This is a genomic window from Mesorhizobium sp. M0676 (genome assembly GCF_040320535.1).
GTDB lineage: Bacteria > Pseudomonadota > Alphaproteobacteria > Rhizobiales > Rhizobiaceae > Mesorhizobium.
Map to the genome: position 1 here is coordinate 29,016 of NZ_JAMYPU010000027.1, position 12,471 is coordinate 41,486.

14 protein-coding genes are annotated in these 12,471 nt (G+C 63.4%); 5 read left to right on the top strand and 9 right to left on the bottom strand.

Annotated elements, in window-relative coordinates; genetic code table 11:
- Nucleotides 1–286 precede the first annotated feature (286 nt).
- Genes NKI35_RS24810 through hutI form a run of 5 tightly spaced genes read right to left on the bottom strand, consistent with a single transcriptional unit; the run spans nt 287 to nt 6,182 of the window.
- The gene (locus tag NKI35_RS24810; RefSeq protein WP_352741714.1) at nt 287–886 is read right to left on the bottom strand and encodes a HutD/Ves family protein; all 600 of its coding nucleotides are present in this window, start codon (nt 884–886) and stop codon (nt 287–289) included.
- A gap of 12 nt (nt 887–898) precedes the next feature.
- Nucleotides 899–2,569: a urocanate hydratase gene (hutU, locus tag NKI35_RS24815; RefSeq protein WP_502896825.1), complete on the bottom strand. Its 1,671-nt coding sequence runs from the start codon at nt 2,567–2,569 to the stop codon at nt 899–901.
- 28 nt (nt 2,570–2,597) lie between these two features.
- Nucleotides 2,598–3,410 carry an N-formylglutamate deformylase gene (gene hutG / locus NKI35_RS24820; protein ID WP_352741695.1) on the bottom strand — a complete coding sequence of 271 codons (813 nt, stop codon included), beginning with the start codon at nt 3,408–3,410 and terminating at the stop codon, nt 2,598–2,600.
- Nucleotide 3,411: 1 nt separating this feature from the next.
- Nucleotides 3,412–4,950, bottom strand: a complete 1,539-nt coding sequence (hutH, locus tag NKI35_RS24825) for a histidine ammonia-lyase (RefSeq protein WP_352741696.1) — start codon at nt 4,948–4,950, stop codon at nt 3,412–3,414.
- Nucleotides 4,947–6,182 carry an imidazolonepropionase gene (hutI, locus tag NKI35_RS24830; RefSeq protein WP_352741697.1) on the bottom strand — a complete coding sequence of 412 codons (1,236 nt, stop codon included), beginning with the start codon at nt 6,180–6,182 and terminating at the stop codon, nt 4,947–4,949. The genes hutH and hutI overlap by 4 nt, the downstream gene beginning before the upstream one ends.
- An 88-nt stretch (nt 6,183–6,270) precedes the next feature.
- On the opposite strand from hutI, the gene NKI35_RS24835 reads away from it, so the two are divergent.
- Together NKI35_RS24835 and hutC are read left to right on the top strand one after the other, a co-directional pair.
- A complete protein-coding gene (locus NKI35_RS24835) occupies nt 6,271–7,623 on the top strand; it encodes a formimidoylglutamate deiminase (RefSeq protein ID WP_352741698.1) in 1,353 nt (450 codons plus the stop codon).
- Entirely contained in the window at nt 7,620–8,360 is a 741-nt protein-coding gene (hutC, locus tag NKI35_RS24840) for a histidine utilization transcriptional repressor HutC (RefSeq protein WP_352741699.1), read from the top strand. Before NKI35_RS24835 ends, hutC begins: the two co-directional genes overlap by 4 nt.
- A gap of 153 nt (nt 8,361–8,513) precedes the next feature.
- Here the strand turns inward: hutC and NKI35_RS24845 are convergent, their stop codons facing one another.
- The gene (locus NKI35_RS24845) at nt 8,514–8,858 is read right to left on the bottom strand and encodes a RidA family protein (protein WP_023672906.1); all 345 of its coding nucleotides are present in this window, start codon (nt 8,856–8,858) and stop codon (nt 8,514–8,516) included.
- A gap of 206 nt (nt 8,859–9,064) precedes the next feature.
- Between NKI35_RS24845 and NKI35_RS24850 the strand changes: the two genes are divergently transcribed.
- Nucleotides 9,065–9,403 carry a protein tyrosine phosphatase family protein gene (locus NKI35_RS24850; RefSeq protein ID WP_352741700.1) on the top strand — a complete coding sequence of 113 codons (339 nt, stop codon included), beginning with the start codon at nt 9,065–9,067 and terminating at the stop codon, nt 9,401–9,403.
- A gap of 220 nt (nt 9,404–9,623) precedes the next feature.
- On the opposite strand, the gene NKI35_RS24855 is transcribed toward NKI35_RS24850, so the two are convergent.
- A complete protein-coding gene (locus NKI35_RS24855) occupies nt 9,624–10,091 on the bottom strand; it encodes an Lrp/AsnC family transcriptional regulator (RefSeq protein ID WP_023672908.1) in 468 nt (155 codons plus the stop codon).
- Nucleotides 10,092–10,230: 139 nt separating this feature from the next.
- Here NKI35_RS24855 and hppD point away from each other — a divergent pair, with 139 nt between their 5' ends.
- Both hppD and NKI35_RS24865 read left to right on the top strand, forming a co-directional pair.
- On the top strand, nt 10,231–11,346 hold the full coding sequence (gene hppD / locus NKI35_RS24860) for a 4-hydroxyphenylpyruvate dioxygenase (RefSeq protein WP_023672909.1): 1,116 nt from the start codon (nt 10,231–10,233) through the stop codon (nt 11,344–11,346).
- Between the two features lie 57 nt (nt 11,347–11,403).
- Nucleotides 11,404–11,628: a type II toxin-antitoxin system Phd/YefM family antitoxin gene (locus NKI35_RS24865; RefSeq protein WP_023672910.1), complete on the top strand. Its 225-nt coding sequence runs from the start codon at nt 11,404–11,406 to the stop codon at nt 11,626–11,628.
- Nucleotides 11,629–11,631: 3 nt separating this feature from the next.
- Here the strand turns inward: NKI35_RS24865 and NKI35_RS24870 are convergent, their stop codons facing one another.
- Nucleotides 11,632–12,168 (bottom strand): DinB family protein, encoded by a 537-nt coding sequence (locus NKI35_RS24870; protein WP_352741701.1) that lies wholly within the window; start codon nt 12,166–12,168, stop codon nt 11,632–11,634.
- Nucleotide 12,169: 1 nt separating this feature from the next.
- Nucleotides 12,170–12,466, bottom strand: a complete 297-nt coding sequence (locus tag NKI35_RS24875) for a hypothetical protein (protein WP_352545927.1) — start codon at nt 12,464–12,466, stop codon at nt 12,170–12,172.
- Nucleotides 12,467–12,471 lie beyond the last annotated feature (5 nt).

A 12,471-nucleotide genomic window follows, 5' to 3' on the forward strand; every position in this document is an offset into this window, starting at 1 on the left:
AAATTCCGCATGGGGGACGCGATGCGGCGCCACCGCCACGGCAATGTCCCTAAAACCGATTCAAATGCAATTGGTTGCATGATTACACTGGCCGAAAGTTTTGCTTCGCACCACGCCAGAGGCGTTATCCCTTCGACATTTTAAGTGGGGCTTTCGACAACTCAAGGACGAGCACCCCTGCCCTCCCGTCCGCCTTGGAACGACGGAAGGATTCGGGCTTTTTCGTGATCCAGACAACAGCTTACGCCAGATTTCTCCGGCGTGCGATCATGTTTGGCAACAGGCGTTAATCGTTGTGCTGGCGGTGCGGCTGGCCCAGCCTGGCTATCCGGATGACGAACACGGTCGTCGGCCGTACCGGTTCAACCCGTAGTTTCGCCTGCCGACCGAGCAACAGCGTGTCGAGGGGTCCAAGACGAGACGATGTCGGGCCGCTGAGGCCGACCTCGCCGTCGAACGGCAGGATCAGGGTCATAGCGCTGGTCGGCCGGATATCGGTCGGAACCGAGAACACCAGGCGCTCGACCGTGTGCGTGGCCCGCGCGCGGCGGGTCATGACGTTGAGGTCGGTGATCGGACCGGAGATCAGCGCGGCCGTGGTCGGCACATCGGCCGGGAAGGACAGCGGGGCGGAAGCCGCCGTCACTTCGGCCGGCGGACGGCCGGCAATATCAAGCACGATACCCTCGCCTTCCAGCACGGCAAGCGTGCGGTCGACGCCGGCAAAGCCCGAGAACGGGCCGCTGCCCTCGACTCGCGCCATCGAAACGCGCCAGTCGAAATCGTCCAGCCCGGCGCCGTCCGGCGAGACGGCGATCTCGGTGGTCGTGCCGCCGCCATTCTTCCACGGCATGACGCGGTAGTCGGCGGCCCGTAGGATGCGCATCATTTAAGCCAATCAGCCTAAAATACCGGGCAGATTGAGCTGGTGCTCCTTCGCGCACTCGATGGCGATGTCGTAGCCGGCATCGGCGTGGCGCATGACGCCTGTCGCCGGATCGTTCCACAACACGCGCTGCAGGCGCCTTGCGGCGTCCGGCGTGCCGTCGGCGACGATGACCATGCCGGCATGCTGCGAGAAGCCCATGCCGACGCCACCGCCATGATGCAGCGACACCCAGGTTGCGCCCGACGCGGTGTTGAGCAACGCATTGAGCAGCGGCCAGTCGGAGACGGCGTCGGAGCCGTCCTTCATCGCTTCCGTCTCGCGGTTGGGCGAAGCCACCGAGCCGGAATCGAGGTGGTCGCGGCCGATGACGACGGGCGCCTTGAGTTCGCCCCTGGCCACCATCTCGTTGAAGGCGAGCCCCAGCCTGTGGCGGTCGCCGAGGCCGACCCAGCAGATGCGCGCCGGCAGGCCCTGGAAGGCGATGCGCTCACGTGCCATGTCCAGCCAGTTGTGCAGATGGGTGTTGCCGGGGGTGAGTTCGCGCACCTTGGCGTCCGTCTTGTAGATATCCTCGGGATCGCCCGAAAGAGCAGCCCAGCGGAACGGGCCGATGCCACGGCAGAACAGCGGCCTTATGTAGGCCGGCACGAAACCCGGGAAAGCAAAGGCGTTCTCGAAGCCTTCGTCCTTGGCGACCTGGCGGATGTTGTTGCCATAGTCGAGCGTCGGCACGCCGGCATTCCAGAACGCGACCATCGCCTCGACATGCTGGCGCATTGAGGCGCGGGCGGCCTTCTCGACAGCCTTGGGATCGGAGACGCGCTTCTCGCGCCACTCAGCCATCGTCCAGCCCTTGGGCAGATAGCCGTTGATCGGGTCATGCGCCGAGGTCTGGTCGGTGACCATGTCGGGGCGGATGCCCCGCTTGAACATTTCCGGCACGATGTCGGCCGAATTGCCGAGCAGGCCGACCGACTTCGCCTCGCCGGCCTTGGTCCAGCGCTCGATCATTTCCATCGCTTCGTCGAGCGTCTCGGCCTTCTCGTCGACATAGCGGGTGCGCAGCCGGAAATCGATCGAGTCCGGATTGCATTCGATGGCGAGGCAGCAGGCGCCGGCCATGACGGCGGCAAGCGGCTGGGCGCCGCCCATGCCGCCGAGGCCGCCGGTCAGGATCCATTTGCCCGTAAGGTTGCCATTGTAGTGCTGGCGGCCGGCCTCGACGAAGGTCTCGTAGGTGCCCTGCACGATGCCTTGCGTGCCGATATAGATCCAGGAGCCGGCCGTCATCTGGCCGTACATCATCAGGCCTTTTTTATCGAGCTCGTTGAATTTGTCCCAGGTCGCCCAATGCGGCACGATGTTGGAGTTGGCGATCAGCACGCGCGGCGCATCGGTGTGCGTCCGGAAGACGCCGACCGGTTTGCCGGACTGGACCAGCAGCGTCTCGTCTTCATTGAGGGTCTTCAACGAGGCGACGATGCTGTCGAAATCGTTCCAGGTGCGCGCGGCCCGGCCGATGCCGCCATAGACGACGAGCTCATTGGGGTTTTCGGCGACATCGGGATCGAGGTTGTTCATCAGCATGCGCAGCGGCGCTTCGGTCGTCCAGTATTTGGCGTTGAGCTTGTCGCCGCGGGGCGCGCGCACTTCGCGGATGTTGTGGCGAGGATTGTTCATCATTGTCCCTTTGGAGTAAGGCGGCGTCTCAGCGCCCGGCCCAGTCAATGGCGGATTGGAGGATTTTCGTCAGTGTGGCGCGCATCGGCGCGGCGAACTCGGCATCATAAGGCACCGGCCAATTGTCCGGTTCGCCCTTGCCCTCGGGCTCGCGCAAATAGCCGCGATCGGCAAGTTCCATCTGCAGCGCATGGTAGCCGCCTTGCGGATTGCCGAAATAGCGGGTGATCCAGCCGCCCTTGAAACGACCGTTGATGACATTGCTTTCACCGCTCTCGGCCATGATCTGACCAACCAGCGCCTGCAGCGTAGGATCCGCGGTCTGGCCGTCATTGGTGCCGAGATTGAATACCGGCAGCGTGCCGTAGAACAGGCGCGGCAGCACCGACCGGATCGAGTGGCAATCGTAAATGACGACCTTCTCATGCAGGCCGCGCAGCCTGACGGCCTGGGCCGCCAGCATTTCATGGTAAGGCACGAAATACGCTATGCGGCGCTGGTCTATCTCCGACGGCGTCGGTTCCGCGCCGGGCAGATACAGCGGATCGCCGTCGAAGGTCTCGGTCGGGCATAGCGTCGTTGTCGTCTGCCCGGGATAGAGCGAGGCGCCGGAAGGATCGCGGTTGACGTCGATAACGGTGCGCGAGATCGACGTATGCACAATCGTCGCGCCAAGGCCGGCGGCGAAATCGTAGAGATTGTCGATCCACCAGTCGCAATCGCGGCGGCCGAGCCAGGGCGAGACCAGCCGATTGTCCATGCCGGCGAGATCGATACCCGTGTGCGGGATCGACACCAACAGGGGTGCCGTGCCTTCGGTCACTGTCAGCCAGTCGGTCATGTCAGACTCCCGAGATCGAAGGCAATGTCACCGCGCTCGCAGCCTTGATGGCTGCGCCGCTGCGCACCATGGCGATGGCTTTTTCCATGTCAGGGTGGAAATGCCGGTCATTGTCGAGATGCGGCACTTCTGCGCGGACCAGCTTGCGAACCGCTTCCAGAGCTGCACTCGACGCCAGCGGCGCATGGAAATCGCAGCCTTGCGCGGCGGCCAAGAGTTCGATGCCGATGACGGCCGTGGCGTTTTCGATCATGCCGATCAGCCGGCGAGCGCCGTGTGCGGCCATCGATACATGGTCTTCCTGGTTGGCCGAGGTCGGGATGGAATCGACACTTGCCGGATAGGCCTTCTGCTTGTTCTCAGAGACGAGCGCCGCCGCCGTCACCTGCGGGATCATGAAGCCGGAGTTCAGGCCGGGCTTCGGCGTCAGGAAGGCCGGCATGCCGGACAGCGCGGGGTCTACCAGCATGGCGATGCGGCGCTCCGACAGCGAGCCGATCTCGCAGACGGCAAGCGCGATCATGTCGGCAGCGAAAGCCACCGGCTCGGCGTGGAAATTGCCGCCTGAAAGCGCAGTATCGTCCTCGGCGAAGATCAGCGGATTGTCGGTGACGCCATTGGCCTCGGTGCCGAGCGTATCGGCAGCCTGGCGCAGCACGCTGAGTGCAGCACCCATCACCTGCGGCTGGCATCGCAGGCAGTACGGATCCTGCACGCGCTCATCGCCGACGCGGTGCGATTCACGGATGGCGCTGCCGGACATCAGATTGCGCAGCGCTGCCGCCGTCTCGATCTGGCCCGGGTGTTTTCTGAGGAGATGGATGCGCGGATCGAAGGGTGCATCCGAGCCCTTGGCAGCGTCGGTCGACAGCGCCCCGGCGACCAGCGCCGACTGATATAGCACTTCGGCCTCGAACAGAGCGGCCAGCGCGTAGGCGGTGGAAAACTGCGTGCCGTTGAGCAGCGCCAGACCTTCCTTGGCGCCAAGCGTCACCGGCTCCAGGCCGTGCGAGACGAAAGCGACCTTGGCCGGGAAGCGGCCATGCGGTGTAAAGCATTCGCCGACGCCGATCATCACCGCCGTCATGTGCGACAGCGGCGCGAGATCTCCGGAGGCGCCGACCGAGCCCTGCGCCGGCACGACGGGGATGACGTCGTTGGCCAGCATCGCTTCCAGCAACTCGATCGTTTGCGGCCGCACGCCCGACGCGCCCTGCGCAAGGCTGGCGAGTTTTAGCGCCATCATCAGCCGGACAATCGAAACCGACATCGGCTCGCCGACACCGGCGGCATGCGACAAAACGATGTTGCGTTGCAGGGTTTCCAGATCGGCGGCCGGAATGCGGACGCTGGCCAGTTTGCCGAAGCCGGTGTTGATGCCATAGACCGGCTCACCCTTGGCGACGATACGGGCGACAGCCTCGGCGCTGGCCTTGATCTTCGGACGGCAGGCAGCGTCGAGCTTCGGCACGGCGCCACGATAGATGGTGCGCCAGTCGGCCAGCGACGCATTGCCGGGCTTCAGGGTAAGTTCGGTCATTGTCCTCTCCAGATGCGGGCATGGAGCGGGTTGAAGCCCATGCGGTAGACGAGTTCGGCCGGACGCTCGACGTCCCAGATCGCCAGGTCGGCGGATTTTCCTGCCTCCAGCGTGCCGGTCTGGCCGAGCAATCCCAGCGCGCGGGCAGCCTCGCGAGTGGTGCCGGCCAGGCATTCCTCGACGGTCAGGCCGAAAAGCGTCGCGGCCATGTTCATGGTCAGCAACAGCGAGGTCAGCGGCGACGTCCCGGGATTGTTGTCGGTGGCGACCGCCATCTTGACGCCGTGCTGGCGGAACAGGCCGACCGGCGGCTTCCTGGTTTCGCGGATGAAATAGTAGGCGCCGGGCAGGATGGTCGCCACGGTGCCGGCCTTGGCCATGGCTGCGGCGCCGGCCTCGTCGGTGTATTCGAGATGGTCGGCCGACAGCGCGCCATAGCCGGCGGCGAGTTCGGCGCCATGCAAATTGGACAGCTGGTCGGCATGGAGTTTTACGGGCAGGCCAAGCGCCTTGGCCTTGTCGAAGACGCGGGCGATTTGCTCGGGCGAAAAGGCAATGCCTTCGCAGAAACCGTCGACGGCGTCCGCCAGGCCTTCGGCGGCGATGGAGGGCAGGATCGTGTTGGCAACGAGATCGACAAAAGCGTCCTTGTCGCCTTTTGCTTCCGGCGGCAGCGCATGCGCGCCGAGGAAGGTGGTGCGGACCGTGACCGGGCGTTGCTTGTCCAGCTGCCGCGCGGCGCGAAGCGACTTCTGTTCATTTTCGAGATCGAGCCCGTAACCCGACTTTACCTCTACCGTGGTGACGCCCTCGGCCATCAACGCGTCAAGGCGCGGGAGCGTCTGCGCAACCAGTTCGTCTTCGCTCGCGGCACGCAGGGATTTGACCGAGGAGACGATGCCGCCGCCGGCACGGGCGACTTCCTCATAGCTGGCGCCGGCCAGCCGCATCTCGAACTCGTTGGCACGGTTGCCGGCATGGATGAGATGGGTGTGGCAGTCGATCAGGCCGGGCGTAATCCAGCGGCCTTCGCAATCGGTAGTCTCGCTGCCCTGAGCCAACGCTGACGGCATCTCGGCTTCCGGACCGGCATAGACGATGACGCCGTCACGGGCGATGATCGCGCCCTTGTCGACAATGCCCAGTCCGGCAACGCCTTCGGCCATGGTCGCCAGGCGCGCATTACGCCAAAGCTGAAGGCCCCCTGCCCGGCTTTTGTCTTGTGCCGCCATCATCTTTTTCCGTTGCTTGGATGGCGATTATGTATATACATATTGAAACGCGCTGCAAGTGCATTGTTGATTGAATGCGGAGAAAAACGTGACGGCGATCTTTGCGGAACAGGCGCTGCTGCCCAATGGCTGGCACGACAAGGTGCGGATTTCGTTGAACGATAGTCGCATCACGGCAGTCGAGCCGGGCTCTTCGCAGCAAGCCGACGACGAACGCCACGCCATTGTGGTCCCCGGCATGCCGAACCTGCACAGCCACGCCTTCCAGCGCGGCATGGCCGGGCTTGCCGAACTGCGCGGTCCCTCCGCCGACAGCTTCTGGAGCTGGCGCGAGGTGATGTACCGCTTCGCGCTGTCGATGACGCCGGACCAGGTCGAGGCGGTCGCCGCACAGCTTTACGTCGAGATGCTGGAGGCCGGCTTCTCGCGCGTCGGCGAGTTTCATTATCTCCACCACGATCGCGACGGAACACCCTATTCCAACCTGGCCGAGATGGCGGAGCGGATCGCCGCCGCTGCCAACGAAACAGGGATCAGCCTGACGCTGCTGCCGGTATTTTATGCCCATTCCTCCTTCGGCGGCGCTGCGCCCAACGAAGGCCAGCGGCGATTCATCAACGATGTGAATCGGTTCGAACGCTTGCTTGAGAAAAGCCGCGAATCGGTTCGTGCGTTGAATCAGGCTGTCGTCGGCGTCGCCCCGCACAGCCTGCGCGCCGCGACGCCGGAGGAACTCAGCGCTGTTGCCGCCATTGCGCCGGACGGACCGATCCACATCCACGTCGCCGAGCAGGTGAAGGAGGCCGAGGATTGCCTGGCGTGGTCGGGTGCGCGACCGGTCGAATGGCTGCTCGCCAATGCCGGGATCGACAAGCGTTGGTGCCTGATCCACGCCACCCACATGACCGAGGCTGAGACAACCGGCATGGCCAGAAGCGGCGCCATTGCCGGGCTTTGCCCGATCACCGAGGCCAATCTCGGCGACGGCACCTTTTCAGCACCTCTGTTCATCGAACATGGCGGCCGCTTCGGCGTCGGCTCGGATTCCAACGTGCTGATCGGCCTGCCGGATGAATTGCGCCAGCTCGAATATTCGCAGCGCCTCGCACACCGCGCCCGCAATGTGCTGGCGGTGGCCGGCGGCTCGACCGGGCGGGCTCTGTTCGACGCCGCCCTCGATGGCGGCAGCACCGCACTCGGCGCCGGCCCGTCGCGGATCGCCGCCGGCGCCGCGGCTGATTTCGTCTCCCTCGACGAAAACCATCCTTCGCTGGCCGGAAAAAGTGGCGATGCGATCCTCGACGCCTGGATCTTTGCCAATGGCGGCAAGGTCGATTGCGTCTGGGTGCATGGGAAAAAGCAGGTCAGCGGCGGCCGGCATTCCAGGCGCGAGCCGATTGCAGAGCGCTTTCGCCAGGTGATGACGGCGCTTTCGGCATGAGCATGATTGAGACAGCGGCGTCGGAAGGCGGCGGCTCGCTGCACCAGCGCATCCTGTCCGACATCAGCGAGAAAATAATGTCCGGCGCCTGGGCGCCGGGCCACCGCATCCCGTTCGAGCACGAGCTGACGGCCGAATACAATTGCTCGCGCATGACGGTGAACAAGGCGCTGTCGCAGCTGGCCAAGGCCGGGCTGATAGAGCGCCGCCGCCGTTCGGGCAGCTTTGTCCGCCAGCCGCAGTCGCAGGCCGCGGTGCTGGAAATCCACGACATCAGGATCGAGGTTGAGTCGCTTGGCCTGGCTTATCGTTACGAGCGCTTGGCGCGGCAGAAAAGGCGCAGCAGCGCCGAGGATCGCGCCTTGCTGGAACTGGACGCAGCCGGACAGGTGCTGGCGCTTGAATGCCGGCATTTTGCCTGCAAGCGGCCGTTCGCGCACGAACAGCGGCTGATCAATCTCGCCGCCGTCGCGGAAGCCGCCGAGGAGGAGTTTCTCGACATCGCCCCCGGCCCTTGGCTGATCGGCCGCGTGCCATGGAGCGAGGCAGAGCACCGTATCCGCGCGGTCGCGGCCGACAGACATATTGCCGAAGCGCTCGACATCGCAACCGGCGCGCCCTGCCTGGTGGTCGAGCGCCGAACCTGGAGCGCCGAGCACCCGGTGACGCAGGTGAGGTTCACCTACGCCGCGGAGAGCCACACGCTGGTGGCGCGGTTCAGGCCTTCGCAGGGGTAGCTCCTTTACCCTCCCCCTTGTGGGGAGGGTCGCTGCGAAGCAGCGGGGTGGGGGTCGGCGCCACCCCCCGCGCCGGCGCGCCCCCCGGGCGCCAGCCCCCCACCCGGACCTTCGGTCCGACCTCCCCACAAGGGGGAGGTAGAAGGCTGCGCTCTAAATCGCCGCCGTAACGATAATCTCGACGGTGTATTCCGGCCCTGCAAGCTTGGCCTCACCCGTGGCGCGGGCGGGCGTGTTGCCTTGCGGGACCCACTTGTCCCATTCCTTGTTCATCTCGGCGAAGGTGCCCATATCGGCCAGCCAGATGATCGCCTGCAGGATCTTGGTCTTGTCGGTGCCGGCCTTGGCCAGCAGTTCGTCGATAGATGCGAGGATCGACCTGGTCTGTTCGCCAACGCTGGCGCCGGGCGTTCCGACCTGGCCGGCGAGATAGACGGTGTTGCCGTGGATGACGATCTGGCTCATGCGCGGGCCAACATCGATGCGACGAATGCTCATTGGATGGTTCCTTCGTTTGTCGGTGCGCCTGTTTAGAGTCGCTGCCGCCTCCGGGCAAGGCCAACAGCGCGAAACCTCTTGAGCCTGGGTTGGATCTTAGACCGCAAATGTCTATCTGCGCCGAGGGATTTCTTTCCGGCGCGGATTGCCGACCTCGTGTGAGAGTGGCAAGACTTTGCGCCAAACCAGATTGGAGGATGAGAGCCATGGAATATCGCGAAATCAGCGAGGACTATTCGGTCTCGGGCCAGATCCAGCCCGAAGATGCCGCCGCCATCAAGGAAGCCGGTTTCAAGAGCGTGATCTGCAACCGGCCGGATGACGAGCAGCCCGACCAGCCTTCGGCCGACAGCGTCAAGGCGGCGGTCGAAGCCGCGGGGCTGGCCTTCCGCTACATCCCGGTAATCAGCGGCCAGATCACGGCCGAGAATGTCGAGGACCAGGCCGAAGCGCTCCACGCGCTCGAAGGCCCGGTGTTTGCCTATTGCCGCTCCGGCGCGCGGTGTACCAATCTCTACGGGCTGATTCAGCAGTCCAAGGGGTGAGCATCCTGAGGCGCTGGCGATCCCTCACACCCCCCTCTGTCCTGCCGGACATCTCCCCCGCAAGGGGGGAGATCGGATGTCGCCTTCGCTTTTCGCCAATCGCCGACGTTGCAGGATGAGCGCTGTCGACAAAGCTGCTGATCTCCCTCCTTGCGGGGGAGATGGCCGGCAGGCCAGGGGGGTGCTGTCCCGCCGACGTATCAACTGAAACTCTCTCAAACTAGATCGGCAGCGCCCCGGTCTCCTTCAGCGTCTCCAGCACGATCGCCGTCTTTACATGCTGCACGGAGTCGTGCGGCAACAGCACGCCGTTGACGAATTCCGACAGCGATTTCAGATCGGGGGTCACCACTTTCAAGATGTAGTCCATCTCACCGGTCAGCGCGTGCGCCTCCTGCACTTCCGGCAGCCGCGCCAGCAATTCGCCGAAGCGCCGCGCATTGTCGCGGTTGTGGGTGGCGAGCGTCACCGAGATGACGTTGACCAGCGAGAATCCAAGCTTGTCGCGGTCGAGCACCGCGCGATAGCCCGTGATGAAGCCGTCCTCCTCCAGCCGTTGGCGGCGGCGCGAGCATTGCGATGCCGACAGGTTCACGCGCTCCGAGAGATCGTTGTTGGTGAGCCGCGCGTCGCCCTGCAAGAGAGCCATTATCTTGCGGTCAAATTGATCGATGCGCGCTTCATTCATCGATTCATCTCCAATCATGCATGAATTGCGCACGAGATGATCATTTCAAGCGTTTGAATGCAAGCACCGTGCGGTTGCTTCGCACTATCATGCGTCATCTCGTGGTCCGATGCGGCCACCATCCGTTTGGAGGAATGCCATGGGTCCCTTTCCGCACGACGCCCCGCCCGCCAAGATCAGCAAGGAAAACCCCGCCGGCACCGACGGTTTCGAGTTCGTCGAGTTCGCCCATGCGGAGCCGCAGAAGCTCGCCGAGCTGTTCACCCGCATGGGCTATGTCGCGGTGGCCAAGCACCGCACGAAGGACATCACCATCTGGCGCCAGGGCGACATCAACTATGTCGTCAATGCCGAGCCCGGCTCGCATGCGATGAAATTCGTCGACAAGCACGGCCCCTGCGCCGCCTCGATGGCCTGGCGCGTGGTCGATGCAAAGCATGCGTTCGAGCATGCGGTATCGAAAGGCGCCACGCCCTACGACGGCAACGACAAGGCGCTCGACGTGCCGGCCATTGTCGGCATTGGCGGCTCACTGCTCTATTTCATCGAAGCCTATGGCAAGAAGGGCTCGGCCTATGATGCCGAGTTCGAGTGGCTGGGCGAACGCGACCCGCGGCCCCAAGGCGTCGGCTTCTATTTCCTCGACCACCTCACCCACAATGTCTATCGCGGCCAGATGGACAAATGGTGGGACTTTTATCGCGAATTGTTCGGCTTCAAGCAGATCCATTTCTTCGACATCGACGGCAAGATCACCGGCCTCGTCAGCCGCGCCATCACCTCGCCCTGCGGCAAGATCCGTATCCCGCTGAACGAGTCCAAGGACGACACCAGCCAGATCGCCGAGTATCTGAAGAAGTACAATGGCGAAGGCATCCAGCATATCGCTGTCGGCACCGACGAGATCTACGCCGCCACCGACAAGCTTGCCGACAATGGGCTGAAGTTCATGCCCGGTCCGCCGGAGACCTACTACGACATGTCGTACAACAGGGTGAACGGGCATGACGAGCCGATCGAGCGGATGAAGAAGCACGGCATCCTGATCGACGGCGAAGGCGTGGTCGACGGCGGCATGACCAAGATCCTGCTGCAGATATTCTCCAAAACCGTGATCGGCCCGATCTTCTTCGAATTCATCCAGAGGAAGGGCGACGAAGGTTTTGGCGAAGGCAATTTCCGCGCGCTGTTCGAGTCGATCGAGCAGGACCAGATCAAGCGCGGCGTGATCAAGGTCGACGGGAAAGCGGCCTGAAACCCCGTTTGCGGCTCGATCGGCTTTGATCTAAATTTCGATCACAAGGGTCAAGCCGTGAACGTCTCCATAACCGAAGCAAAGGCCAAACTATCGGAACTCGTCGGCCGCGCGGAGGCCGGCGAGGAGATAGTCATCACTCATCACGGCAAGATCGCGGCGCGGCTCGTGCCACCAGTTCGAGAAGACTTGTTGTCGCGCATAGGTGCCCTGAAGGGCAAGATTTGGATTTCTGACGATTTCGACAAACTCGGCCCTGAATGGAACGAGTACACCAGATAAAGGTCAGAGGCCCAGCCGCACGACCTCTTCCCTCCTCACCTTCAAATCATAATCGAGCAAGAACTCGTCCAGTTGCGGCGGCGCGACTGACGTGCCGGAGAGCATCGCGTGCACCTGGCCGCGATGGTGGATGTCGTGCAGGAAGACATGGGCGAGAATGTCGCCGATTTTTTCGGGGATCATGCCATCCTCGCGCCGGTCGGTGATGACCTGACGGTCGAGATCCGCCTCCGACAGCTTCTCGCAAAAGGCGATCAGGCGTCGATCTGCTGCGACCTGGGCGGCAAACAGCGCCTGCGGCACATCGAACGGCACGTAGTCGTCATAGGCGGCCGCACCGACGCCGCCTTCTTCGAGAAAATCGAGATAGAGATGATCGACCGCAAGGATGTGGTTGAGCGTTGCCTTGATCGACGGGAAGAAGTTGGTGCGTTCGGCTTCGAATTCGCCGGGGTTTAGCTGCAGCACGGCGCGATAGAGCCGGTCGTTCGACCAGAGATTGTTGCCGGCCATGCGGCTGAAGTGGGTGAGAATATCCATGTTATGCGCTTGGCCAACCGACCAAGTCCACCAACTTCAGAATGACGAGTATGGCAGTTATCCCCAGAAGACGAGCGTTCATACCGCGGCGCAGTTCTTGCGTTCCTGCATCGCTTGCGACTTCCCGGTTCAAAGCGACGTACACAAGCCTCGGCAGGCGCGCCTCGCTGCTGAAATTACGCAGCCTTTCAGACCGATCCTCGACCTGCCGGCAGAGCCGAATTGCGGAAATCAAAAGCCAGCCGGTTGCGACGCTGCAAAGCCCAAGAAACCAAAGATAAGAAGCGGTATAGGCCATCTGCC

What these genes read in the sequence shown, in the direction of transcription:
- hutU (WP_502896825.1), bottom strand. Translation starts at nt 2,569, where the DNA reads ATGAACAATCCTCGCCACAACATCCGCGAAGTGCGCGCGCCCCGCGGC.
- NKI35_RS24810 (WP_352741714.1), bottom strand. Translation starts at nt 886, where the DNA reads ATGCGCATCCTACGGGCCGCCGACTACCGCGTCATGCCGTGGAAGAAT.
- hutI (WP_352741697.1), bottom strand. Translation starts at nt 6,182, where the DNA reads ATGGCGGCACAAGACAAAAGCCGGGCAGGGGGCCTTCAGCTTTGGCGT.
- hppD (WP_023672909.1), top strand. Translation starts at nt 10,231, where the DNA reads ATGGGTCCCTTTCCGCACGACGCCCCGCCCGCCAAGATCAGCAAGGAA.
- hutG (WP_352741695.1), bottom strand. Translation starts at nt 3,410, where the DNA reads ATGACCGACTGGCTGACAGTGACCGAAGGCACGGCACCCCTGTTGGTG.
- NKI35_RS24845 (WP_023672906.1), bottom strand. Translation starts at nt 8,858, where the DNA reads ATGAGCATTCGTCGCATCGATGTTGGCCCGCGCATGAGCCAGATCGTC.
- NKI35_RS24855 (WP_023672908.1), bottom strand. Translation starts at nt 10,091, where the DNA reads ATGAATGAAGCGCGCATCGATCAATTTGACCGCAAGATAATGGCTCTC.
- NKI35_RS24870 (WP_352741701.1), bottom strand. Translation starts at nt 12,168, where the DNA reads ATGGATATTCTCACCCACTTCAGCCGCATGGCCGGCAACAATCTCTGG.
- NKI35_RS24850 (WP_352741700.1), top strand. Translation starts at nt 9,065, where the DNA reads ATGGAATATCGCGAAATCAGCGAGGACTATTCGGTCTCGGGCCAGATC.
- NKI35_RS24875 (WP_352545927.1), bottom strand. Translation starts at nt 12,466, where the DNA reads ATGGCCTATACCGCTTCTTATCTTTGGTTTCTTGGGCTTTGCAGCGTC.
- hutH (WP_352741696.1), bottom strand. Translation starts at nt 4,950, where the DNA reads ATGACCGAACTTACCCTGAAGCCCGGCAATGCGTCGCTGGCCGACTGG.
- hutC (WP_352741699.1), top strand. Translation starts at nt 7,620, where the DNA reads ATGAGCATGATTGAGACAGCGGCGTCGGAAGGCGGCGGCTCGCTGCAC.